Here is a 21,897-nt window from a genome sequence, read left to right as displayed (position 1 = left end):
CTACGCCCAAGGGCCGTCAGTGTGGTGAAGGCAGGTCCGGCGTCGTGATCGCACATTGAGATCCACCGAGAATCCACATTGGCGAACACGAACGGCCATTGGGGCCTCAAGCTACCCTGCAGTCGGGCGCTGTCAAGAGGGCTGTTCGCCTCTGATAACCCAGTCGTGACACGGCCGTTACCTGGTAAACGTTGGAAAGAAGCTCGATGTTGGAACCTGTTGACTTCCGTAGGTCAGCGGGTGCACCCTCAGCTGTCATGCGGCGATGGCAGGGTGACAGCATCCATTTCGGCGGCGACTACAACCCCGAGCAGTGGCCCGAGGAAACCTGGTCCGAGGACGTCGACCTGATGCGCCAGGCCGGGGTCAACCTGGTCTCCGTCGGCATCTTCTCCTGGGCGCTGCTGGAGCCCACCCCGGGGCGGTTCGAGTTCGGCTGGCTGGACCGGGTGCTGGACCTGCTGCACGACTCCGGCATCCAGGTTGACCTGGCCACCGCCACGGCCAGTCCACCGCCGTGGTTGGCCCACGCGCACCCGGAGACGCTGCCCCGCCGGGCCGACGGCGCGATCCTCTGGCCCGGGGGACGGCAGGCGTACTGCCCCAGCTCACCGATGTTTCGCGAGCGATCGCTGGAGCTGGTACGCGCGGTCGCCGGCCGGTACGCCGAGCACCCTGCCGTGGTCATGTGGCACGTCTCCAACGAGCTGGGCTGCCACAACGCGCATTGCTACTGCGACGTCAGCGCCGAGGCGTTCCGCGGTTGGCTGCGGGAGCGCTACGGCGACCTGGACCGGCTCAACGACGCCTGGGGCACCGCGTTCTGGAGTCAGCGCTACGGCGACTGGGCCGAGATCAACCCACCCCGTACCGCGCTGACCTTCGCCAACCCCACGCAGCAGCTCGACTTCCTGCGCTTCTCCTCAGACGAGCTGCGCGCCCAACTGCGCGCCGAACGCGAGGTCCTGAAGACGCTGGTCCGCCAGCCGATCACCACCAACTTCATGATCGGCATGGGCGTCAAGCACATGGACTACCAGTCCTGGGCCGACGATGTGGACCTGGTGTCCAACGACCACTACCTGACCGCGGCCGACCCGCAGGCGCACCTCGGTCTGTCGCTCGCCGCCGATCACACCCGGGGCGTCGCCGGCGGCGATCCGTGGCTGCTGATGGAGCACTCCACCAGCGCCGTCCAATGGCAGCCGCGCAACGTGGCCAAACTGCCTGGGCAACTGCGCCGCAACAGTCTGGCGCACGTCGCCCGGGGCGCCGACGGAGTGCTGTTCTTCCAGTGGCGTGCGTCCCGGTCCGGTGCGGAGAAGTTCCACTCCGCGCTGGTGCCGCACGCCGGGCCGGACACCAAGGTGTTCCGCGAGGTCTGCCAGCTCGGCGCGGACCTCAAGGCCCTCGCGGAGGTGCGCGGTAGCCGGGTGGACGCCGACGTGGCGATCCTGTTCGACTGGGAGGCGTGGTGGGGCGTCGAGTTGGATTCCCACCCCAGCGTCGACGTCACCTACGCCGACCGCCTCAACGCCCTGTACGGCTCGCTCTGGCGGGCCGGCGTGACCGCCGACATCGTCCACCCGTCTACCGACCTCAACGGCTACCGGCTGGTCCTGGTGCCGACCCTCTACCTGGTCCGGGACGCCGACGTCGACGCGCTGCACAGATACGTCGAGTCCGGCGGCACGGTGGCCGTCACCTACTTCAGCGGCATCGTCGACGCCAACGACCACATCCGGCTGGGCGGCTACCCGGGCGCGTTCCGGGAGTTGCTCGGCGTCCGGACCGAGGAGTTCTTCCCGCTGCGCGAGGGCGAGCAGGTCCACCTCGACGACGGCGGCACCGCCGACGTGTGGACCGAGTGGGTGCACCCCGACGGCGCCGAGGTGCTCGCCTCGTACACCGATGGGCCCCTGCCGGGCGTGCCGGCGCTGACCCGGCACCCGGTGGGCGACGGCGCGGCCTGGTATGTCGGCACCCGGCTGGACGAACCGGCCACCGACCGGCTGGTGGCCCGGCTGCTCGCCGAGGCCGGCGTTCGCCCGGCGGTGTCGGCGCCGTCCGGGGTGGAGGTGGTCCGCCGCCGCGACGGCGACCGGACCTGGCTGTTCGCGATCAACCACACCGACACCGAGGTACGCCTGCCGGTGCACGGCGTCGAGCTGTTGACCGGCGGACACTGCGCCGGTGAGCTGTCACTGCCGGCCGGTGAGGTGGCGGTGGTCCGTGAGGATCGGACCTGATTCTGACGACAGTCACTGCGCGAAGGAGGTTACCCACATGCTCGCCCAGCAGCGGCAGACCGCCATCCTCGATCTGATCCGCCAACGTGGCGGGGTGCGGGTGAGTCACCTGGTCAGTCGGTTCGGCGTGTCAGACATGACGATCCGGCGTGACCTTGAGGTGTTGGCCGAACGCGGCCTGGTCGACAAGGTGCACGGCGGCGCTACCCTCGCCGGGCCCGGCTCGGCCGAGGAACCCGGCTTCGCCGCCAAGTCGATCCGGCAACAGGCGGAGAAGCGGGCCATCGCCGAGCGGGCGGCGACGATGGTGGAGCCGGGGATGGCCATCGCGCTGTCCGCCGGCACCACCACCGCCGCGCTGGCCACGCTGCTCTCCGACGTACGCGGGCTGACAGTGGTGACCAACTCGATCCCGGTGGCCGACGCGCTCTACCAGAACCCGCGCGCCGACCAGACAGTCGTGTTGACCGGTGGCATCCGCACCCCGTCGGACGCGTTGACCGGGCCGGTGGCCGAGGCGGCGATCAGCGCGCTCAACGTCGACCTGCTGTTCCTCGGTGTGCACGGCCTCAGCCCACGCACCGGTTTCACCACACCCAACCTGCTGGAGGCCGGCGTCAACCGCTGCCTCATCGGCGCGGCCCGCCGGCTCGTGGTGCTCGCCGACCACACCAAGTGGGAGACGATCGGCATCGCCACCATCGCCCCGCTGGAGGCCGCCGATGTGCTGATCACCGACCGTGGGCTGCCGACGGAGGCACGCACCACGATCGGGGAACAGGTAGGCGAACTGGTGATCGTGGAACCGGATTAGTGGCGCGCTCCATCCGCCTTGAGTGAGAGGAACACGGCCATGACCGCGGTCAAGGTGCGATGGGCTGCGATCGTCGTCGTGGGCCTGGCCCTCCTCGGGATGCTGACGTGGTCGGCCGGCTCGTGGCCCGCCGACCAGACCCGGGCGACGGTCGATCACTGCTATGTGACCCACGATCGGCTGGAGGCCATGCACAGCCGGTGCGTCGGCAACTGGACCCGTGGCGGACGCGGGCGGCAGGGGCCGATCCACGGCGTCGACGTCAAGGAGTCCTGGAAGGTCATCGACGACGAGTCCAACAGTGCGTACGAGTGGGAGGTGGCGGTCCCGGCCTCGGCTCGACAGCCACGCGTACTCGCCGACACCCGGCAGGCATGGACGTTGTCGCCGCGTGCCCTGCCGTGGGGTCTGGTCCCCGCCGGCCTCGTGGCGCTGCTGGCCGCGCTCGCCTGGCTGATCACCACGACGGTCAGGGCACCGAGGTCGGCGCGGAGCGTGCCGGCCGAGTCCAGCCGCTAGTGGTCGTTCAGCATGAACAGGAGCGTTCGATGCTCCAGGTCCAGGAACACCACTCGCCAACGTGTCGACGGCGCTGCCTCGTTGTAGATCTCACTGTGCAGCCAACGGGGCTTGGTCGGGAGGAACGGCACGAGGTCCGGTCGCACGTCCGTCGGCGTATGCGAGTGGAGCAGCTCAGCCGGGTCGATGGAGGCGAACGGAACGAATGCGAACTGCTCGGCCAACCTGTGCGCATCCTCCGGACGCAGGACGATGACGCCCTGGTACTCCCAGTCCGTCGGGCCCGGCGCCCGTGAGCACGGATTGCCCAACGCGCGCGCCTGCCAATGGATCTCCGAATACTCACCGACGAACGGAAGCTCTTCCGGCGACTCCCAGCGGCTGACCCGGACCTTTGCCTCGTCGGCCTGCCGTTGCTCCTGGCAGCCACGCGTCTCGTCCGCAACAGCCGTGTCGCATCCGAGCACCACCAGTAGCAGCCCCGCCACCGCAGCGAGCCCGGCTGGACGTGCCCGTCTCCCCGTCTTCATCGCCAGACTGTAGATCGATCTATGGACCGTCGTTGGGTAGGCAGGCACCGGCGTGGTCGGCCTCCCGCGCACATCGTCGGCGATCGGGCATGATCCGGTCGCAGAAAACCCAATGTCGTACGTGCTGCGCGTCCTCGGCCGAGACGGTGGTGCCGCCGAGGTCGACCTGCGGCGTGGAGGCCAGGGAACGGGCGAGCGTCCGCGCCAGGTCCAGCGCCTCGGCCAGGTTGGTGACCGCCACCGGCAGGTGGATCACATATCGAGGTCTCTCCGTGTACGCCTCGACGGCGAACCGCGGCAACGGCGTGAAAAGCCCGCTGTACTGGTGCTCCCATCCCGGGCTCACGGCTGACGCCGCTCGGACCAGGCGCTCTGCCAATCGCGCAGCGCACGCTTCACCCGGGCGTTCTCCTCGCTGAGCCGAGCCACATCGTGGTGCAGCGTCGCCAGGTCGAACGCGACGCGGTGCAGGAACCGCCGTACCTCAGTGGGGTCCAGGCCTCGTCGGCCGAAACCGACGGCGGTGAACTGCCGGTCGCGGACCTGGCTCGGGTGCAGCCGAGCCAGCCGAGCGCCGCCGTGGAGCGTGCCGTCGTAGAGAGTGCCTCGGGTCATTCATCACCTCGCGCGTCGTCGATCGATGGGCGGGTCAGGGTCGCGAAGGCGCCCTTTGCCGTGGTAGTTATTCGTTCAGGTCGGTTCGGAGCCGGGATTCGCACATCCCGACGCTCTAGTTGAGACCCGACGAGAGCCGGTATGCGCCTGCCACTCGCGAGGCCGTCTCTCGTCACCTTCTCGGCTGTTGGCACAGCCGCGGTTGCCGTGTTTGCACCGGGCGTCCCCGGGGGCCGGCGATCACCTCACCCGAAGGCCACGTTTCCAGTGGCCTCGGTATTGGTGCAACGACACCAACAAAATTCGTCGTGAGGGTCCGCGAGGAGAGGGGCACCATGCCCGCCAGGCGTGAATCGTTCGTGCAGACATTGCGTGCCCAGTGGCTCGGTCAGCAGATGCGGCAGCTACGGGAGCAACGCGGCATCACTCTGAAGCAGGCCGCCGAGTTCCTGGAGCGCGACTTTTCGTCCATCGCCCGCTGGGAGCGCGCGGAGTGGCCATTCCGGCGCGGCGTCGTCGTGTCGCTGCTCGATCTCTACGGCGAGCACGACGGGCGCGAGCGGAACCGTTTCATCCAGCTCGCCGAGGATGCTTGGCGAACGGATCGGTGGGACGACGACTATGACGAGTTGGTTGACGCCTCATTCATCGATTTCCCCTGGCTGGAGAGCAGGGCCGAACGCATCTACTCGTGGGATGCCTTCCTCATGCCGGGGCTCATGCAGACGCCGGCTTACGCGGAGGCGGTGATCCGTAACGCGGAGGGGGAGGGGGCGACAGATTTCTCCATCGGCAAGTGGCTACAACTCAGGATTGACCGTCAACGTGTGCTGGCGCGGGACCCGGCCGTCCGGCTGGCGGCGATCATCGACGAGAGCGTGCTGCGCCGACCTGTCGGTGGCCCTGCCGTGATGCGCGGCCAGCTCCACCACCTGGCTGACCTGATCGGGCAGCCGAACATCGATGTCCGAGTGCTGCCATCAAGGGTGGGGCTGCACGCCGGTCTCGATGGCTCGTTCGTGCTCTTCGGGATGCCCAAGCCGTACCCGGAGGTCGCCTATGCCGAGACACTGGGCGGGCGCCGTTTCATGGAATCTCCAACGTCGAAGCGCTACGCGCTTGCGTACGATCGGCTCCGTGATGTCGCGTTGGATCGGCGCGAGGCGGCCGAGCTGATCGCGGAGATCAAGGAGGAACTGCCATGAGTGAAGCCTTGCCAGCGGTGGCCTGGCATGTCAGCACCCGGAGCAACAGCAACGGTGGTAGCTGCGTGGAGGCGGGGCCCGTCCTGGACGGTTCCGGCCGGGTGGCGGTGCGCGACAGCAAGGATCGCGCCGCAGCGACCCTCGTCTACCCGGCAGGCGGCTGGATGGCGTTCGTCGACGGGGTGAAGGACGGCGAGTTCGCGCCCTGATGCGTGATCGACTCGGGTTCCTGGAAGTCGGGGTGTCCGGGTCTCGGCGACACCCCGACTTTCAGGAACCCGAGTCGATCAAGCGCAGCCAGCGAGACGCGCGGGTCGGGTGGCGCTTCACAGCCACCTCACAGGGGTGCTGGATAGGGTGCCGTTCGAGTCAACGTCCGACTCCAACCTGGAGCGGTCGGCGTCGCACAGGAGTTCCGATGGTCTTCAAGAAGATGTTGAGCGCGTTCGGTGTGGGCGGTCCCAGCGTGGACACCGTGCTGACCAACCCCAACACCCGGCCCGGTCTGACCCTCGACGGGCAGGTCAACCTCGTTGGTGGCGACGCTGAGGCAGCCATCGAGCAGGTGGTGATCGGCCTTGTCACCCGGGTCGAGGTCGAGGGACACGACACCGAGTACGCGGGCACCATGGAGTTCCACCGCATGGCGGTCAGCGGGTCGCTCGTACTCGCCCCGAAGCAGCAGCTCTCGATCCCGTTCCAGCTGCCGGTGCCGTGGGAGACCCCGATCACCGACGTGTACGGCCAGCGCCTGCACGGCATGACGATGGGTCTGCGCACCGAGTTGGCGATCGCTCGCGCGGTCGACAAGAGCGACCTGGACCAGGTGGCGGTGCACCCGCTGCCGGTGCACGAGCGGATTCTGGAGGCGTTCCAGCGGCTCGGCTTCCGGTTCAAGCACGCCGACCTGGAGCGTGGCCACATCCGGGGCGTGCAGCAGACGCTGCCGTTCTACCAGGAGATCGAGTTCTTTGCCTCCCCGCAGTACGCGAGCACGATCCGGGAGGTCGAGCTGACCTTCGTGACCAGCCAGCGCGGTGTGGAGGTCATCCTGGAGTGCGACAAGCGCGGCGGGTTCCTCAGCGCCGGGCACGACGCGTTCGGTCGTTACCAGGTGGCGCACACCGACGCTGACCGCGTCGACTGGGCGCAGGTCGTCGACGGCTGGCTGCGCGAGACCACGTCCCGTTACGGCAGCCTGCGCTCCCAGTACGGCCCCAGCCACGGTCACGGGCACAGCCGCGGGCACGGCATGGGCGGCATGGTGGCCGGAGCGGCGCTCGGCGTCGCCGGCGGCATGATCGCCGGCGAGATGATCGAGGACGCGTTCGAGGGCGACTTCGGGGGCGACTTCGGCGGCGACGAGTAGTCGGACCGAACACCACGGTGGCCTCCGGGAGATCTCCCGGAGGCCACCGTGCACTGTGAACCGGTCAGTGCCGGGCCTTGCGCTCCTCGCTGCTGCGCCAGTTGCTGCCGGCCTTCGCGAGGCCACGGCTACCGAGGTAGCCAAGCGTCAGCAGGGTGATCAGGAACCAGGCGTTGTCGGCCCGGAAGATGTCCACCCCAGCGGAGTTCTGACCAACGACCTGCGACGCGCCCAGTACGGCGGCCACCGCGATCAGGTAGATCCAGAACTCGGTGGTCTTGAACGCCTGCTTGGTCTCCGTACCGGGTGCCTGCATGTCGTTGCGGCGCCCGTCATGCATCACCGGCATCTGCTGGGTCTGCATGTCCCGCATCTGGGCGGGATTCTGCGGGTCGTTCATGGGCCGGTTCGTCGGCCGGGTGGAAGCAGCCTGCGTGCTCATCTGTCCTCCTCAGGATGCGATGAGTCGTACCTGCATTCCCTCGCCCCGCTACCGCGTGTCGGCCACGGCGCGGTTCGCTTTCGTGGCGGGGACAACCCCCGACTACCCGAGGCCCCGGAGCAGGTAACACCGATCGCCGGCCGGAAAAACCGGCCGGCGATCGGGTGGTTGGCGGGGTCAGCGCAGGCCGTTGCGCCTGGCCACGCTCACCAGAAGGTCCGGGTCGTCGGTGATGATGCCGTCGACGCCCAGGTCGATGACCCGCTGCATCACCGTCGCGTCATCGACGGTGTACGGGATCACCTTCAGGTTGTCGCGCGTCTGGAGGGTCCGAACGTCCGGTCCGTGGAAGTATGCCGGGTTCTCCCGCAGGTACCAGTCGGTCGACGCGACAGTGCCCTGCTTCGGGTCGTGCACCTGCCAGTTGGCGGAGACCGTGCCGGCTCCCGCGGCCCGGGTCAGCTTGCCGAGGTCCTGGTACTTCCACCAGTCCAGCCCACCGGTCCAGGGGCTCTTCACCGACGGGTTGCCGTAGACCGCCTCCAGCGAGCACTCGTCCGCGAGGGTGACGCACTCGGCGGGACCGTACTGCCAGACCAGGCCGACAGTGCCGATGCGGCGGTCGAGCTGCTTGGCGTACGTGATGGTGCGCCAGTCGAACGACTGGATGGTGGCAGTGCTGGTGAAGCCGGCCCGCTGGATCGCGTCGACGAGCTTGCGGGTGAAGCTGCGGTACGGCTCGGTGTCGTTCACCACCGGACTGATCTTCGTTTCGATGTTCATTCCGATGTCGGTGCGGCCACTCGCCTTCACCAGGGCGAAGACCTCGTCCAGGGTCGGGATCCGGGCACCGGGCGCGGGCACCTGGGCGGGCAGTTCGGGCAGCGTCTTCGTGCCGCAGTCGACGGTCTTGAGCTGCGCCAGGGTCAACTCGTGCACCGGCTTGCCCACGTACGGGAACTTCCGGTCCCCCTTGCGCACCGGGGCGGTGTCGACGCAGTGCGACCCGTTGACGGTCCGGTCGTGCAGCACCACGAGCTTGCCGTCGGCCGTCACGTTGGTGTCCAGCTCAAGGGTGGAGATGGCCCGGTTGGACAGCGCGTTCGCGAACGCCGGCAGTGTGTTCTCCGGTCGGGTGGCCCGACCGCCCCGGTGTGCCTGGATGTCGAACGGCGCGGCGTACGCCTTCGGCAGCCGGTAACCACGCTGCGCCAGCACGCCGCGCAACCGGTCCGGGTAGTCGGTGATCATGCCGTCCACGCCGTCGTCGATCAGCTTGCTCATGGTCGGCACATCGTCGACCGTCCACGGGATCACCTTGATCCCGTAGCGGTGCGCCTGGGCGACCATCTCCTTCGTGACGTACGGCTTGTAACCCGGGTCGGTGACAGTCCCGTTCTGCGGGGACCCGTGCACCGGCGAGAAGGCGCTGGCGCCGAAGCTACGGATCGCCTTGATCGGGTCGCCGCCGAAGTCGTCGATGTCGAGCCCGCCCAGCCACGGCGACGCACCCGGCTGACCGGTCTGGAGGAAGTCGTAGTTGGTCAGGGCGACCAGCGGCAGCTTCGGCTCGACCTGACGCATGCGCATCAGCGCGCCCCAGTCGAAGCTCTGGATGGTGACCTGCTTGAGCAGCCCGGCGGCGCGGATCTCGGCGGCGGTGACCTTGACGAACTGCTCGCGGGGAGCGGTCTCGGTCGGTGCGCCAGCCTCGACCTTGGTTTCGACGTTGAGCTTCACGTCCTTGGCCTGGTAGCGGTTGACCAGCGCGAAGACCTCACGCAGCAGCGGCATCCGGGCACCGGGGACGGCGAGTTGGCCGGGCTTGTCCGACAGTGTCTTCGAACCGCAGTCCAGCGAGCGCACCTGGGCCAGGCTGAGCGTGTTGATGTACTTCCCGACGTACGGAAACTCCGGGTCGCCGGGCGTCACCGCAGCGGTATCGACGCACTTGGTGCCGGTGACCTTCCGGTCGTGGGTGACGACGGCCTGACCGTCCTCGGTGATCTGCACGTCCAGTTCGAGGGTGCTCACCCCGAGTTGGAGGGCGTTACCGAAGGAGGCGAGGGTGTTCTCCACCCGCAGCCCGAGGCCGCCCCGGTGGGCCTGCACGTCGAATGTCCGGTCCGGTCGTGGCTTCGCCTGGGCGGGCACCGCGAGCCCGGTCGTCACCGTCGCGGCCACCAGGGCCGCGACGGCGGTACGGCGTACTGTGCGCACGCTGTCATCCCCTCCTGCCGGCGGGCATCTCCCACCGGTCGCGGGACAGCATGGACATCTCGGGCTGCGGGCAGGCGGCCAGCGGGCGGCGTGACGGTGAACCGCCGTGGACGACCTCCCGGTCACGCCGGGTTTGGTCGGCCGGTGGTCGGGCACCCAGTCAGTTCCACAGCTTCTGCGAGGTGATGGACGTGCGTGAGGACGACATGCGGCAGGACGCCGCCCGCGAGGCCGAGGACCGGATCGCCGGTGGCGTGTACGGCAAGGGCGCCCTCGACGAGGTGACTGTGCCACGCACCGATGTGGAGAGTCAGATCCAGCGCGACGACCCCTTCGATCCGGCCAAGGAGCGGATCGACCCACAGGTGCTGCGCGACGGTGGCCCTGTCGGCGGGCAGGGCGCGGTGACGACCACCGGTGGCACCGCCGGGCCGGCGAGCGTACGCCGGGTGGCCCGACAGCCGGAGCGACACCCGGGCAAGGTAGCGCCGACCACCACCGGTGATGCCACCACCGGCGGCCTGAGCACCCCGATGGGCGGTGGCACCAGCGACCAGTCCACGTCGGCGACCGGCCCAGCAAAGTCCATCAGGGACAAATCAAACGACTAACCCACCCGCCGCCCCGACCGCGTGACAGCTCGGTCGGGGCGGTGAGCCTCGTGGTCAGCTCGCCGGGCGGAGGACGCCCAGGCGTTGGGTGGCGCGGGTCAGGGCCACGTACAGGTCGCTGCGCCCACGGGGAGACTCGGCCACCATCCGGTCCGGATCGACCACCAGCACCGAGTCGAACTCCAACCCCTTGGCCTGCGCGACTGTCAAGACCACCACCCGGCTCTCCAACTCCGGATGCTCGCCGACGGCGGCCTCCGGCAGGGCGCCGGTCACCGCCGCGCCCAACTCACCCACCCGGCCGGCCGGCACGAGGACCCCGAGCCGCCCCTCGGTCAGCCCGGCCGCCTCCCGGGTGGCCTCGGCGACCAACTCCGCCGCCAACCGGCCAGCGGGGACCGTCCGGTCCCACGGCGGTACGCCGCTCTCCCGCACCGAGCGCGGCGGCCGCAGTGCCGGGTCGATCTCGGCCAGTACGTCGGCGGCGACCGCCATGATCTCGGCGGGAGTGCGGTAGCTGACCGTCAGCTCGGTGAGCCGCCACCGCTGCTCGACGTACGGGGCGAGGGCGTCCGCCCACGACGGCGTACCGCTGAGCGCGCCGGTCTGTGCCACATCTCCGACGATCGTCATCGACCGGCTCGGGCAGCGGCGCATCAGCAGTCGCCAGGCCATCGGCGAGAGCTCCTGCGCCTCGTCCACGATCACGTGGCCGAACGCCCAGGTGCGGTCGGCGGCGGCCCGCTGCGCGGTGGTCAGCCGGTCGGCCTCCTCCTGCCGCTCCAACAGTCGATCCGCGTCGATCAGGTCGGTCACGCCCAGGATCTCACCGCCCTCGGCCTCGTCCTCGACGTCGATCGAGCGGGAACCCCTGGCGATCTCCAGCACGCCCTCGGCGTACTCCCGTTCCATCATCCTGATGCGGTCCCGCCGGGCGGCGGCGGCGCGTTCGTCCTCGCCGAGCAGTTCGGCGGCCTCGTCCAGCAGCGGGACGTCGGCCGGCGTCCAACCGCCGCGCTCACGGTGCAGCAGCGCCCGCTCGTCCTCGCTGAGCATCGGCGCGGCGGCGGCGATCCGGTCCCTGTCGGCGTACAGGTCGGCGAGCAGCCGCTGCGGGGTGAGCACCGGCCACAGCCGGTCCAGGGCGGCCTGGATCTCCGTCTCCTCGCGCAGCTCGCGGCGGATCTCGGCGCGGTCCGCCTCGTCGAGGAGGTTGTCCCCGCCGAGCGGGTCGGCGCCGATCCGTTCGGCCACCTGGTCGGCGAGCGCGTGCACGATCTCCACGTCGAACAGCGCGCGGGCCAGGTTGTGCGGTCGGTCGGCGCGACGGACCCGATCCCGGGCCGCGCGCACGATCTCCGGGTCGAGGGTCAGCGTCTCCCGATCGACCTCGATCTCCAGCGGCTCGTCCGGCACCCACTGCCGGTCCCGTACGGCCAGCGCCAACACCTCGGCCAGCACCTCCCGGCCCTTGAGCGCCGCGGTCTCGGCCGGCTCGGTCCGTTGGGCGCTCACCCCGGGAAAGAGATCACCCTGGGTACGCAGCAGCACGCCGGTCTCGGCCAGCGTCGGCAGCACCTGGGAGATGTAGCGCAGGAAGGTCGCGTTCGGGCCGACCAGCAGCACGCCACGGCTGGAGAGTTCCCGGCGGTGCGTGTAGAGCAGGTACGCCGCCCGGTGCAGCGCGACAGCGGTCTTGCCGGTGCCGGGGCCGCCCTGGACCACCATCACGCCCGGAAGCTCCGCGCGGATGACCTCGTCCTGTTCGGCCTGAATGGTCTCGACGATGTCGCGCATCCGGCCGGTACGGCCCGCGTTCAGCGCGGCGAGCAGCGACGCCTCACCGGTCAGCTCCTCGTGGGCGCCGGGGGAGGCGGTGTCGATGTCGAGCACCTCGTCGTTGAGCCCGGTCACCTTGCGCTGCCGGGTACGCAGGTGCCGGCGACGGCGTACGCCCTGCGGGTTGGCGGCGGTGGCGAGGTAGAACGGGCGGGCGGCGGGTGCCCGCCAGTCCATCAGCAGCGGGTCGTAGTCACCACTGGTGTCGAAGATGCCGATCCGGCCGATGTAGCGGCGGGAGTCGTCGTCGCCGTCGAGACGGCCGAAGCAGAGCCCGTTCTCCACTGCGGAGAACTGTTCGACCTGATCGGCGTACATCGCTACCGAGCTGTCGCGCTGCGAGCGATCCTGGAGGGTGCCGCCGGTGTTGTGCAGCTCGGCGGTGAGCCGGTGGGCGGCCTGCTCACGCAGCTCGTCCAGCCGGTTGTAGAGCATCGAGACGTACTCCTGCTCGCGACCGATCTCGTCGTCGAGCGGCAATTCGCCGGAACCGCCGGAGTGCCTTGACAAGCCGTCTCCCTAAAGATTAGAATCCTTTGCAGGAACGGCTTTAAGCCGTTCTTTTTTGTGCCTTCGAACTGTTGAAGATAGCGCGTTCCGCCGGTTCTCACCAAGCCGGGCGGTCCGGCGCGCCGGTGATCGCGAGGTGACGGCGGATGATCCTGCGGACCGGCCAACGGGTGGTCTTCATCGGGGACAGCATCACCGATTGTGGTCGACGCGACGTCGCCGCGCCCTACGGCAGCGGATATGTGAGTCTCGTGCGTGCCCTGGTCGACGCCCGGCACCCGGAGTTGGAGCTGGAGTGGGTCAACCGGGGTGTGGGCGGCGACACGGTGCGGGACCTGGCCGCCCGCTGGGAGGACGACGCCATCGCCGAGCGGCCCGACTGGCTCGCGGTGCTGATCGGCATCAACGACATCTGGCGGCACTACGGTGACCGGCCGGATGAGGCGGTCGGCATCGAGGAGTACGAGCGCACCCTGCGCGACCTGCTCCGTCGGGCGGTCGACGCCACCGGCTGCCGCCTGATCCTCGGTGACCCGTTCTTCATCGAGGCCGACCGGAGCGTCCCGCAACGCGCCGACACCGACCGGTACGCGGCGGTCGTCGCGGGGCTGGCGACCGAGTTCGACGCGGTGCACGTGCCCAACCAGGCGGCGTTCGACAGGGTGCTGGCGGTGAGTCCGGCGACGCGGTGGGCCGACGACCGGGTCCACCCGCACCTGCCCGGCCACGCGGTCCTCGCCGACGCGTACCTCAACGCCCTCGGCGTCTCCTGACCTCGGCCTGACCCACAGCGAAGCGCCGGGCCGACCGTCAGGTCGACCCGGCGCGAACACTGCGGAGATCAGCCGCGCGCGGCCTGGTAGAGCCGCTCCGGCGTCACCGCTCCGGCTAGCACCCGGCCGTCGTCGGTGAGCAGCACGCTGAACAGTTTGCTGCTGAAGAGCCGACCGCTGCCCCAGTCGCCGCTGACCGCCGGCAGCCCTCCGAGCAGCTTCGACATGTCCAGGTCCGGCCCGGCGCCGGCCGGGGGAGCTGCCGGCTTCGGGGCGGGCTTCCCGGCGACATCGGTGCCGTCGAGGCGGCCAACCAGCACTGTCGTCCAGCCGTCGCCCACCGCGCGGACCTGCCTGTCACCCGCCGGCTCGACGTGACCGGGCTTGCCAGTCGGCTTTCCCGTCGGGCGCTCGGCCTTCTCCTCGTCGACGGTCACGCCGGGCGGCGGGTTGAAGCGGAACTGGTCGGCGTCCGGGCGGCGGTAGTCGACCTGGGTGAACGCCACCTCGAACGCCGGCCGGTCGCTGCCCTTCGCGAGCACCTCGAAGCGCAGCGGCACGTGCTGCTTGGCGTCGATGGCGATCCGCAGCTGGTGCACCAGGGAGTCCTGGTCGCGCGGCTGGAGCACCAACTCGTACGCGTCCCGGCCGGCGACGGTGGCCGACCGGCCCACGCTGACCTCGGTGCTCGGGTCGATAGCGTCCAAAGCCAGGTCGGCGGCCTGCTGCGGGGTGGCCGGCAGGCTCGCTGCCGGCTCGGGAGCGGGCTTCCAGGCCCCGGCGTCGCCGCCCAGCGTGCGGTGGGTGGCGGTGTTGCTGCGGCTCTGCCACGTCCACAGGTCCCGGCCGTTGCGGATGATGTCCTGCTCGCCCAGAGTGTCCATCAGCGCGACCCGCTGCTGGTCCGGCCCGGAATACCAGACCCGCAGGGTGTGGGTGCCGGTCAGCAGGGTGGTCAGCTCGTTGCCGGGAATCAGCCCGACGAGGGGCGGCAGGCCGAGGTCGGCGCGTTGCACGACGGTCCCGGACAACCCCTCCAGCCGGGATGTCTGCAGGTCGACCAGGAGCTGAGCGGCGGTTCGGGGCGGCAGGCTCGGCTCGGCCTCGGCGGCGAACGTGCCGATCGCCGCGCCGCCGCCGATGACGGCGACGGCCGCGGTGGCCGGAACCAGCCAACGAAGGACGGGACGGCTTCTCAGGACGGACATGGTGGCACCTCCTGCGGCCATCTTGCCTCGTCCGTGCTGTGAACGCGCTGAGGACACCGAACCGTGCCGATTGACCCGGGTGGCACCCTTGAGCTGTGCGGGTGCTGGTGGTGGAGGACGAGGCCCGGTTGGCGGCTGCCCTGCAACGCGGTCTCCAGGCGGAGGGGTTCGCGGTGGACGTGGCGGCAACCGGCCCGGCGGGCCTGGACGCGGCCCGGCACGGCGGGTACGACGCCATGATTCTCGACGTGATGCTGCCCGGCCTCTCCGGGTACGAGTTGGTCCGGCGGCTGCGCGCGGAGCAGCACTGGTTGCCGGTGTTGATGCTCTCCGCCAAGGACGGCGAGTACGACCAGGCCGACGGCCTCGACTGCGGCGCCGACGACTACCTGACCAAACCCTTCTCGTACGTGGTGCTGCTGGCCCGGTTGCGGGCGCTGCTGCGTCGGGGCGCGCCGGAGCGCCCGACCGTGCTGGCGGTCGGTGACCTGCGGCTGGACCCGGCCCGACGGCGGGTGACCAGGGCGGACGCCGAGGTGGCGTTGACCGCGCGGGAGTTCGCGTTGCTGGACTACCTGATGCGCCGGCCGGGCCAGGTCATCTCCAAGATCGAGTTGTTGGACCACGTCTGGGACGCCAGCCTGGAGACCGCGCCGAACGCCGTCGAGGTGTACGTCGGCTACCTGCGCCGCAAGCTCGGCCGGGACCGGCTGGAGACGGTCCGTGGCGCCGGCTACCGGCTGGCGACGTGACCGCCGACGGCCCGGCACCGACCCGTCGGGCCAGGCCCGGCCGGATGCCGGTCCTCGGGCTGCGCGGGCGGCTCATGGCGATCGGTGTGGTCGGTCTCACCATCGGGCTGGCCCTGGGCGGGGTGGTGCTGCTCGGCGCGCTCAGCTTCGTGCTCCAGCGCACTGTCGACACCGAGGCGTTCCGCACCGCCGACGCGGTCGCCCTGCTCGCCGCCGAGGACGCGCTGCCCGACCCGCTGCCGGTGGCCGGGGGACAGGTCCGCGTGCAGGTGATCGACGGGCAGGGACGAATCCGGGCGGCCTCGATCGACGCCGATCGCCTGGTGCCGATGGTCCGTCCGGAGCGACTGAACCGCGACGGTCGGCAGCGGCTGGAGGTGCCGGCCGAGCGGGTCGGGCTCGTCGGCCCGGTGCGGGTTGTCGCCGTGCCCGCCGGCACCGCGGCCGACCCGCTCACCGTGCTGGTCGCCCGCTCGATGGCCGACGTGCGGCACAGCACCCATGTGGTCCGGACCATCCTGCTGGTGGCGTTCCCGCTGCTGGTCGCGGTGTTGGCCGGGGTGGCGTGGCGGGTGGTGGGCGCCACCCTGCGGCCGGTCGAGGCGTTACGTCGAGGCGCCGAGGAGATCACCGGGAGGGCCGCCGCCGGCCGGCTGCCGGTGCCGGCGTCGGCCGACGAGATCCACCGCCTGGCGGTCACCCTCAACGGCATGCTGGGCCGGCTGGAGTCCGCCCGCGTCCGGCAGCGGGCCTTCGTCTCCGACGCCGCGCACGAGCTGCGCAGCCCGTTGACCAACATCCGGACCGAGCTGGAGGTGGCCCAGCGCCTCGCCGACCGGACCGACTGGACTGCTGTGACCGCCAACCTGCTCGCCGACACCGACCGGCTGAGCCGCCTGGTCGACGATCTCCTGCTGCTGGCCCGCCTGGACGAGACTCCGCCGGCCCGGGGGACCGGTCCGGTGGAGTTGGGCGCGTTGCTGACCGAGGTCGCCGCCCGCTACCCGTCACCGCCGGTGCGGGTGACGCCGCCGGCCGGCCCGCTCTGGACGATCGGCACCGTCGAGGAGTTGCGTCGCGTGCTGGCCAACCTGGTCGACAACGCGGTACGCCACGCGTCCGGCAGTGTCGTGCTCGCGGCCGAGGCGACGTCGGCGGCGGTCGCCACGGTCGGGCCCGGCGTCGGGGCGTACCACCTGGTGACGGTGACCGACGACGGCCCGGGGATCGCGTTGGCGGACCGGGAGCGGGTCTTCGACCGGTTCACCCGGCTGGATGACGGACGGGCCCGCGACGACGGGGGCGCGGGTCTGGGGCTGGCCATCGTCCGGGAGTTGGTCCGACGCGCGGGCGGCAGCATCACCCTGACCGACGCGCCGGAGCAGCGAGGACTACGGGTCTGCCTGCTGCTGCCAGCGTTGCCGGCCGAGGACGGGCAGAGGTGGACGGCCAGTGACGGCGACCTCCCCCCAACCGCCCACCGATGACCCTTTGCTCTGCATCAGCGGAGGCGACAGTTACGTCACGTAACGCGTGTCGAGGCGGCCGGTTACGACGTTCCAGCTGCTCATCGGGAGTGGTGCGTATAGGTAAGCAGAGCAAAGCCTGAGCCGGAGTATGGGCGGGGGCGTCGGGTGTGACGGCGTGTCACGGTGGGTTCGTCAGCGGGTAGCCCACGCTGAGTGAGGTCTGCGGGGCGTAGCCGGGCAGGGCAGTGGCGGGCGGGGCATAGCCGGCGGGGCGTGGCGGGCAGGGCAGTGGAGGACGGGTCAGCGGCGGCGGGTGCAGACCTGCTTGGAACGCGCCACGGTGTCGGTGGACCAGGCGACGGCCACGGTGAAGCAGAAGTCGTTGGTGCGGTTGAGCGCGTAGATGACGAAGCTGGTGGTGCCGGCGGGCAGCGTCGCGAAGATGTTGTGGGTCTGGCCGGTGCGCCCACCCGCGATGACCACCGGGCCCTCGCCGCCGGCCGGGTAGGTCCAGTTCAGCGCGATGCTGTCCCGGGTGTCGCGCAGGGTCACCGCGCTGGGTGGGGTGCCGGGTGGGGCCGCGGCGGCAGCCGACGTCGGTGCCGTGCCGCCCGGGGCGGGCGCGGAGCTGGCCGGCGCGCCGGCGGAGGGGGAGGCGCTGGCCGGCGGCGGGTTCGGTTCGTCGTCGCCGTCGACCCGGGCCACCCCGGCGATCACCGCCGCCGCGCCGAGGAGCACCACGACCACCCCGGCCACCAGCACCGGGACCAGCCGGTTGCGCTGCTCCGGCGGCGCGCGGTGCACGGGCACCGGCAGCAGCCGCGACGGCGTGTACGGCTCGACCTGCCCGTACGGATCAGGCCGCGCGTACGGCTCGGGCTGGGCGTACGGATCGGGCTGGGCGTACGGGTCGGACGGTTGGTGCTGGTCGGACGGCGGGTTCGGGTCGGGCGACCCGTACGGGTCGGCGGGTCGGTGCAGTCGGTACACCCCGGGCTGCTCCTCCGTGCCGCCGGCCAGCCCGACCACCGACGGGGGCACCGGAGGGTCGCTGTGGTGGGGCGACGGCTCGTCCGCCGCTTCGGGCGACCACCTGCCGCCCGACGACCCGACCGACTCATCGGAGGGCAGCCGGGGGTTCGGCACCGCACCGGCGTGGTGGGTTGCGGCTGTCGGCGGGTGGTAGCCGGATTCGGCCGGCCCGTCACTGTGCGGTGGGACGCGGGCGGCCGGCACGACCGGCGTGTCCCGAGCCGTGGGCTGGTTGTCCGCGCAGGCGTGGTCGGGACTGGCCGCCGCCCGGGCCAGGGCCGCCACCTGGGTGGCCAGCGGGTCGTCGCCGGGCAGGTGCTGGCGACACAACTCGCGGGCGAGCGCCAGGTTGTCGTGTGCCTCGGCGAACTGCCCGCAGTCGCGCTGCATCGCCCCGAGCCGCGCCAGCATCTTGATGCCACTGGGGTGCCCGTCGCCGTACACCTCGCGGTGCAGCTCCCAGGCGTCCTGGAGGCGGTCGCGGGCCACGGTGCACTGGCCGCGCGCGTACTCGACGGTGGCCAGGTCGGCGTGCGCGGCGAGCACCCGCAGCGACTCCGGGCCGTCCTGCGCGGTCAGCTCGATGATGACTTCCTGGTAGAGCCGCGCCGCCCGGGAGTGGCTACCGACCCGGTGCAGCACCGCGGCCAGGGTCGCCGCCGCGGCCACCGTGCGCGGGTCGGCGCGGCCGTGCAGGCGGGTGGTGGCCGCGTACGCGAAGGCGGCCCACCCCCGGGCCGAGTGCGGCTCGCCGAGGGCGATCAGCACCCGCGCCTGGAGGCTGGCAGCCTCGGCCAGCTCGGGGGTGGCGTTGGCCGGGCGGGGGTCGGCGTCGGTGAGCGCGTCGGACAGCAGTTGCTGTGCGCCGGCCAGATCGCCGGAGGACACGAGGTGGTGCGCCTGATCAGTCAGTTCACCGAAGCCGGAAGACACGCCCCATCGTGCTCATCCGACGACGGTAAGTACAAGACCCGCGCCGGTGTCGATTGGTCAGGATCCGGTCAGGTGCTCGGCCAGGGTCTCGCTGATCCGGCGCAACTGGTCGACCTGGGCGGGGCTCAACGCGTCGAACAGATGTTGGCGTACCCCCTCGACGTGGCCGGGTGCGGCGGCCGCGAGGGTGGCGAAACCCTCGTCGGTGAGGACCGCGATCTGCCCGCGCCGGTCGGTGGGGCAGTCCTCGCGGCGCACCCAGCCGGCGGCCTCCAGTCGGGCCACGGCGTGCGAGAGCCGGCTGCGGGATGACCCCGCGGCCTGCGCCAACTGGCTCATGCGCAGTTGCCGACCGGGGGCCTCGGAGAGCTGAACCAAAATCTCGTAGTACGCGTGCGGCATGCCCGCGTCGCGTTGCAGCTCGCGGTCGAGAGTGTCCATCAGCACCCGGGAGGCGGTGAGGTACGCGCGCCACGTGCGCTGCTCGTCGGGGTCCAACCAGCGGGTCATGACCGCCATCATACTCCCGATAGTTGAATGTTCAACTAAACCGCGCTAGTCTCGGGTCATGGGTATTCATCGGCTCAACCACGCGGTCCTCTACGTCAGTGACCTCGCCCGCAGCGTCGCGTTCTACAGCGACGTGCTGGGCTTCCGCCCGGTGGCGATGACCCCGGACGGCTTCCGGGGCGCCACCTTCCTCCAGGCCCCCGACTCCACAAACGACCACGACCTCGGCCTCTTCGAGATCGGCGCGGGCGCCGGGCGGTCGGCCGCCGGCCGGTCCACCGTCGGCCTCTACCACCTCGCCTGGGAGGTGGACACGCTCGACGAGCTGGCCGCTACCGCCGAGCGGCTCGCCGCGGCCGGAGCGCTGGCCGGCACCTCCGACCACGGCACGACCAAGAGCCTCTACGGCAAGGACCCGGACGGTCTGGAGTTCGAGGTGGTCTGGCTGATCCCGGCCGACCTGCTCGACGACACCGCGCTAGCTGCCCGCAAGCAGATCGGTCGGCTCGACCTGGACGCCGAACGGCAGCGTTACGGCGGGCAGACCCGGGGCGGGGTGGGGATCTCCGTCCCGGCCTGACCGCCCGTACGGTAGAACGGACCGATGCCGACCGACCGGACCACTGAATTCCTCCGCGAGCTGCTGGTCCGCCAGTTGACGACCTGGCTGCCCGCGGCCCTGCACCGCTCCCGGCGGGCCACCATTGCCCTCGCGGGCGCCGACGCGGGCAGCGCGGAGGCGGCGCTGCGCCTGGTCGCCACCCACGGCGACCAGGTACGCGGCCGGCAGGTGTCGGTGCTGGTGCTGGCCGACGCCGCAGCCGACCTGCCGGCCCGACTCGGCCCGATCGAGGCGGAACTGCCCGCCGAGGTCACCGTGCACCTGCTGCCCGGCGAGCCGTACCGACTGCCGGTCGCGGTCAAGGCCGCCGGGGCGGCCGGCGCGCCGCTGTTCTCCTTCGTGGACCTGCCCGGCGCGGTGACGTCGAAGCTGCTCACCGCCGCAACCAACGGCCGGACCGGAGAACTGCTGCTGCACACCGGCGACAGCGCCCGAGACATGCTCGTCTCCGCCGGCTTCCCCCTGGTCGCCGAGGTGGCACCGGTGCTGCCCGGCGGCGAGGCCGCCGGGGTGATCGCCTTCGGCAGTCGCTCCGACCGGAGTCTCGAGGCGGTCCGTGACGCCCTCTGGGCCATCGGCGCGGACCTCGACGTGCGCTACCGCGACCCACTCGACCCGACCGGCACGACTGTCGACGTGGTCGGCGATCCCGACCTCGAACCGCTGGCCCACGAGTTGCTGGCCGAGTTGCGGGCGGGTGGGCCACGGCCGGTCACCGAGCTGCGTCGGCACACCCTCACCGCGACCGTCTACCGTGCCGCTGACGCCAATCAGGCGCTCGTCGACCTTCTCGACGCCGGTGCCCTGCGACGCGATCGCGAGTCCGGGCGGCTGGCCGGCGACGAGATCATCACCCTGGCGCGCTGACCGCCCCCACCCCACCCCCACCCCACCCGCACCCTGCCCGCAACCCACCCGCACCCACGCGATCTTGCACTTCCTGCCCCGGCATAAGGGCTATTCCACGCAAAACAGCGACAGAAACTGCAAGATCGCCGGGGCGGGCCGGCCCGGGCTGGGCCGGGCCGGCCCGGGCGGGCTGGGCCGGGCCGGGGGCGGGCCGGGCTGGGGTGGGGGCGGGCCGGGCTGGGGTGGGGTGGACGCCGAGCGGGGTGCCGGTGAATCACCGGCACCCCGCTCGACTCCCGGGATACTTACGACCGGGACTTGTCCTGCTTCCAGCTCAGTGGACCCGGCAGGTCGACCCGGTGCGCGCGGGCCTTGGAGTTCCAGGACCAGCGACCGATCTTGATGCTCCACGAGGAGAAGCCGTTCTCGGTGAAGTTCAGGATGATCGGACCGTACTTCTTGCGCTTGCGAAACATGAGGCCCATCGGAGGTCTCCCCTCGTCACCGTTCCCTGCCGTGTCGAGATCGAACATGCCCGAACCGACAACTTTTGAAACCCTCTCGCTGTCCGTCCTGGACGGTCGCCCACCGGATGCCGCAATCTCTACCCATCAGATAGGTGTTGCGGCACGGTAAACCCTGTTCGGGGCGCTTCGTAACATCGGCAGCGATAGAAGTCTCACCTTCTGGAAGGCCGTTGACCGCTCGTTCCGATCCCGGGCAGCATGGGGTCATGTCGCAGCGGGATGAGCTTCTCCTCACCGCTCGTGTGCACGTCGACCTGGTCCGACACGCGAGCGCGCTCTGTTGAGCTGACCGGTCCCAT

At 70.7% G+C, this 21,897-nt stretch carries 23 protein-coding genes; 13 read left to right on the top strand and 10 right to left on the bottom strand.

The features are described 5' to 3' along the window. Nucleotides 1–257: 257 nt before the first annotated feature. Genes MED01_RS28085 through MED01_RS28075 form a run of 3 tightly spaced genes read left to right on the top strand, consistent with a single transcriptional unit; the run spans nucleotide 258 to nucleotide 3,582 of the window. Nucleotides 258–2,249, top strand: a complete 1,992-nt coding sequence (locus MED01_RS28085) for a beta-galactosidase (RefSeq protein WP_238671521.1) — start codon at nucleotides 258–260, stop codon at nucleotides 2,247–2,249. A 37-nt stretch (nucleotides 2,250–2,286) separates the two neighbouring features. Beyond that, the gene (locus MED01_RS28080) at nucleotides 2,287–3,063 is read left to right on the top strand and encodes a DeoR/GlpR family DNA-binding transcription regulator (protein WP_112675483.1); all 777 of its coding nucleotides are present in this window, start codon (nucleotides 2,287–2,289) and stop codon (nucleotides 3,061–3,063) included. A gap of 39 nt (nucleotides 3,064–3,102) precedes the next feature. Beyond that, nucleotides 3,103–3,582 (top strand): hypothetical protein, encoded by a 480-nt coding sequence (locus MED01_RS28075; RefSeq protein WP_238671520.1) that lies wholly within the window; start codon nucleotides 3,103–3,105, stop codon nucleotides 3,580–3,582. Here the strand turns inward: MED01_RS28075 and MED01_RS28070 are convergent. The 3 genes from MED01_RS28070 to MED01_RS28060 form a co-directional block, all read right to left on the bottom strand. Further along, entirely contained in the window at nucleotides 3,579–4,112 is a 534-nt protein-coding gene (locus MED01_RS28070; RefSeq protein WP_238671519.1) for a hypothetical protein, read from the bottom strand. The genes MED01_RS28075 and MED01_RS28070 overlap by 4 nt on opposite strands. Nucleotides 4,113–4,131: 19 nt before the next feature. Further along, the gene (locus MED01_RS28065; RefSeq protein ID WP_238671530.1) at nucleotides 4,132–4,368 is read right to left on the bottom strand and encodes a hypothetical protein; all 237 of its coding nucleotides are present in this window, start codon (nucleotides 4,366–4,368) and stop codon (nucleotides 4,132–4,134) included. Nucleotides 4,369–4,454: 86 nt separating this feature from the next. Beyond that, on the bottom strand, nucleotides 4,455–4,727 hold the full coding sequence (locus tag MED01_RS28060) for a DivIVA domain-containing protein (protein ID WP_238671518.1): 273 nt from the start codon (nucleotides 4,725–4,727) through the stop codon (nucleotides 4,455–4,457). Nucleotides 4,728–5,062: 335 nt separating this feature from the next. Between MED01_RS28060 and MED01_RS28055 the strand changes: the two genes are divergently transcribed. The 3 genes from MED01_RS28055 to MED01_RS28045 all read left to right on the top strand — a co-directional run bounded on the left by MED01_RS28055 (nucleotide 5,063) and on the right by MED01_RS28045 (nucleotide 7,301). After that, a complete protein-coding gene (locus tag MED01_RS28055) occupies nucleotides 5,063–5,932 on the top strand; it encodes a helix-turn-helix domain-containing protein (RefSeq protein ID WP_238671517.1) in 870 nt (289 codons plus the stop codon). Then, entirely contained in the window at nucleotides 5,929–6,141 is a 213-nt protein-coding gene (locus MED01_RS28050) for a DUF397 domain-containing protein (protein WP_238671516.1), read from the top strand. The genes MED01_RS28055 and MED01_RS28050 overlap by 4 nt, the downstream gene beginning before the upstream one ends. A gap of 209 nt (nucleotides 6,142–6,350) precedes the next feature. Beyond that, nucleotides 6,351–7,301 (top strand): sporulation protein, encoded by a 951-nt coding sequence (locus MED01_RS28045; protein WP_238671515.1) that lies wholly within the window; start codon nucleotides 6,351–6,353, stop codon nucleotides 7,299–7,301. A 64-nt stretch (nucleotides 7,302–7,365) separates the two neighbouring features. On the opposite strand, the gene MED01_RS28040 is transcribed toward MED01_RS28045, so the two are convergent. Continuing rightward, complete coding sequence (locus tag MED01_RS28040; protein WP_238671514.1) at nucleotides 7,366–7,743, bottom strand: hypothetical protein; 378 nt, start codon at nucleotides 7,741–7,743, stop codon at nucleotides 7,366–7,368. A gap of 177 nt (nucleotides 7,744–7,920) precedes the next feature. Next, on the bottom strand, nucleotides 7,921–9,963 hold the full coding sequence (locus MED01_RS28035; protein WP_238671513.1) for a glycerophosphodiester phosphodiesterase family protein: 2,043 nt from the start codon (nucleotides 9,961–9,963) through the stop codon (nucleotides 7,921–7,923). Nucleotides 9,964–10,154: 191 nt separating this feature from the next. On the opposite strand from MED01_RS28035, the gene MED01_RS28030 reads away from it, so the two are divergent. Then, the gene (locus tag MED01_RS28030) at nucleotides 10,155–10,574 is read left to right on the top strand and encodes a hypothetical protein (RefSeq protein ID WP_091402116.1); all 420 of its coding nucleotides are present in this window, start codon (nucleotides 10,155–10,157) and stop codon (nucleotides 10,572–10,574) included. A gap of 54 nt (nucleotides 10,575–10,628) precedes the next feature. On the opposite strand, the gene MED01_RS28025 is transcribed toward MED01_RS28030, so the two are convergent. Beyond that, the gene (locus tag MED01_RS28025; RefSeq protein WP_504899836.1) at nucleotides 10,629–12,923 is read right to left on the bottom strand and encodes a HelD family protein; all 2,295 of its coding nucleotides are present in this window, start codon (nucleotides 12,921–12,923) and stop codon (nucleotides 10,629–10,631) included. Between the two features lie 146 nt (nucleotides 12,924–13,069). Between MED01_RS28025 and MED01_RS28020 the strand changes: the two genes are divergently transcribed. Next, on the top strand, nucleotides 13,070–13,696 hold the full coding sequence (locus MED01_RS28020; RefSeq protein WP_238671512.1) for an SGNH/GDSL hydrolase family protein: 627 nt from the start codon (nucleotides 13,070–13,072) through the stop codon (nucleotides 13,694–13,696). Nucleotides 13,697–13,764: 68 nt separating this feature from the next. On the opposite strand, the gene MED01_RS28015 is transcribed toward MED01_RS28020, so the two are convergent. Next, on the bottom strand, nucleotides 13,765–14,904 hold the full coding sequence (locus MED01_RS28015) for a LolA family protein (protein ID WP_238671511.1): 1,140 nt from the start codon (nucleotides 14,902–14,904) through the stop codon (nucleotides 13,765–13,767). 95 nt (nucleotides 14,905–14,999) lie between these two features. Between MED01_RS28015 and MED01_RS28010 the strand changes: the two genes are divergently transcribed. Both MED01_RS28010 and MED01_RS28005 read left to right on the top strand, forming a co-directional pair. Next, entirely contained in the window at nucleotides 15,000–15,656 is a 657-nt protein-coding gene (locus MED01_RS28010; RefSeq protein WP_124816037.1) for a response regulator transcription factor, read from the top strand. 74 nt (nucleotides 15,657–15,730) lie between these two features. Then, on the top strand, nucleotides 15,731–17,143 hold the full coding sequence (locus MED01_RS28005; RefSeq protein WP_238671528.1) for an ATP-binding protein: 1,413 nt from the start codon (nucleotides 15,731–15,733) through the stop codon (nucleotides 17,141–17,143). A 282-nt stretch (nucleotides 17,144–17,425) separates the two neighbouring features. Here the strand turns inward: MED01_RS28005 and MED01_RS28000 are convergent, their stop codons facing one another. Together MED01_RS28000 and MED01_RS27995 are read right to left on the bottom strand one after the other, a co-directional pair. Further along, nucleotides 17,426–19,090 (bottom strand): tetratricopeptide repeat protein, encoded by a 1,665-nt coding sequence (locus tag MED01_RS28000; protein ID WP_238671510.1) that lies wholly within the window; start codon nucleotides 19,088–19,090, stop codon nucleotides 17,426–17,428. Nucleotides 19,091–19,147: 57 nt separating this feature from the next. After that, nucleotides 19,148–19,609 (bottom strand): MarR family winged helix-turn-helix transcriptional regulator, encoded by a 462-nt coding sequence (locus MED01_RS27995; RefSeq protein WP_238671509.1) that lies wholly within the window; start codon nucleotides 19,607–19,609, stop codon nucleotides 19,148–19,150. Nucleotides 19,610–19,658: 49 nt separating this feature from the next. Between MED01_RS27995 and MED01_RS27990 the strand changes: the two genes are divergently transcribed. After that, on the top strand, nucleotides 19,659–20,180 hold the full coding sequence (locus MED01_RS27990; RefSeq protein WP_238671508.1) for a VOC family protein: 522 nt from the start codon (nucleotides 19,659–19,661) through the stop codon (nucleotides 20,178–20,180). Between the two features lie 24 nt (nucleotides 20,181–20,204). Further along, a complete protein-coding gene (locus tag MED01_RS27985) occupies nucleotides 20,205–21,089 on the top strand; it encodes a hypothetical protein (RefSeq protein WP_238671507.1) in 885 nt (294 codons plus the stop codon). A gap of 287 nt (nucleotides 21,090–21,376) precedes the next feature. On the opposite strand, the gene MED01_RS27980 is transcribed toward MED01_RS27985, so the two are convergent. After that, the gene (locus tag MED01_RS27980; protein ID WP_030333600.1) at nucleotides 21,377–21,556 is read right to left on the bottom strand and encodes a DUF4236 domain-containing protein; all 180 of its coding nucleotides are present in this window, start codon (nucleotides 21,554–21,556) and stop codon (nucleotides 21,377–21,379) included. A 248-nt stretch (nucleotides 21,557–21,804) separates the two neighbouring features. On the opposite strand from MED01_RS27980, the gene MED01_RS36395 reads away from it, so the two are divergent. Beyond that, nucleotides 21,805–21,882: a putative leader peptide gene (locus MED01_RS36395; protein WP_349881247.1), complete on the top strand. Its 78-nt coding sequence runs from the start codon at nucleotides 21,805–21,807 to the stop codon at nucleotides 21,880–21,882. The last annotated feature ends 15 nt before the right edge of the window (nucleotides 21,883–21,897 follow it).

Origin of the sequence: Micromonospora alfalfae, from assembly GCF_022230925.1 — a bacterium.
GTDB lineage: Bacteria > Actinomycetota > Actinomycetes > Mycobacteriales > Micromonosporaceae > Micromonospora > Micromonospora alfalfae.
This window is presented reverse-complemented; position numbering and strand designations above follow the sequence as displayed.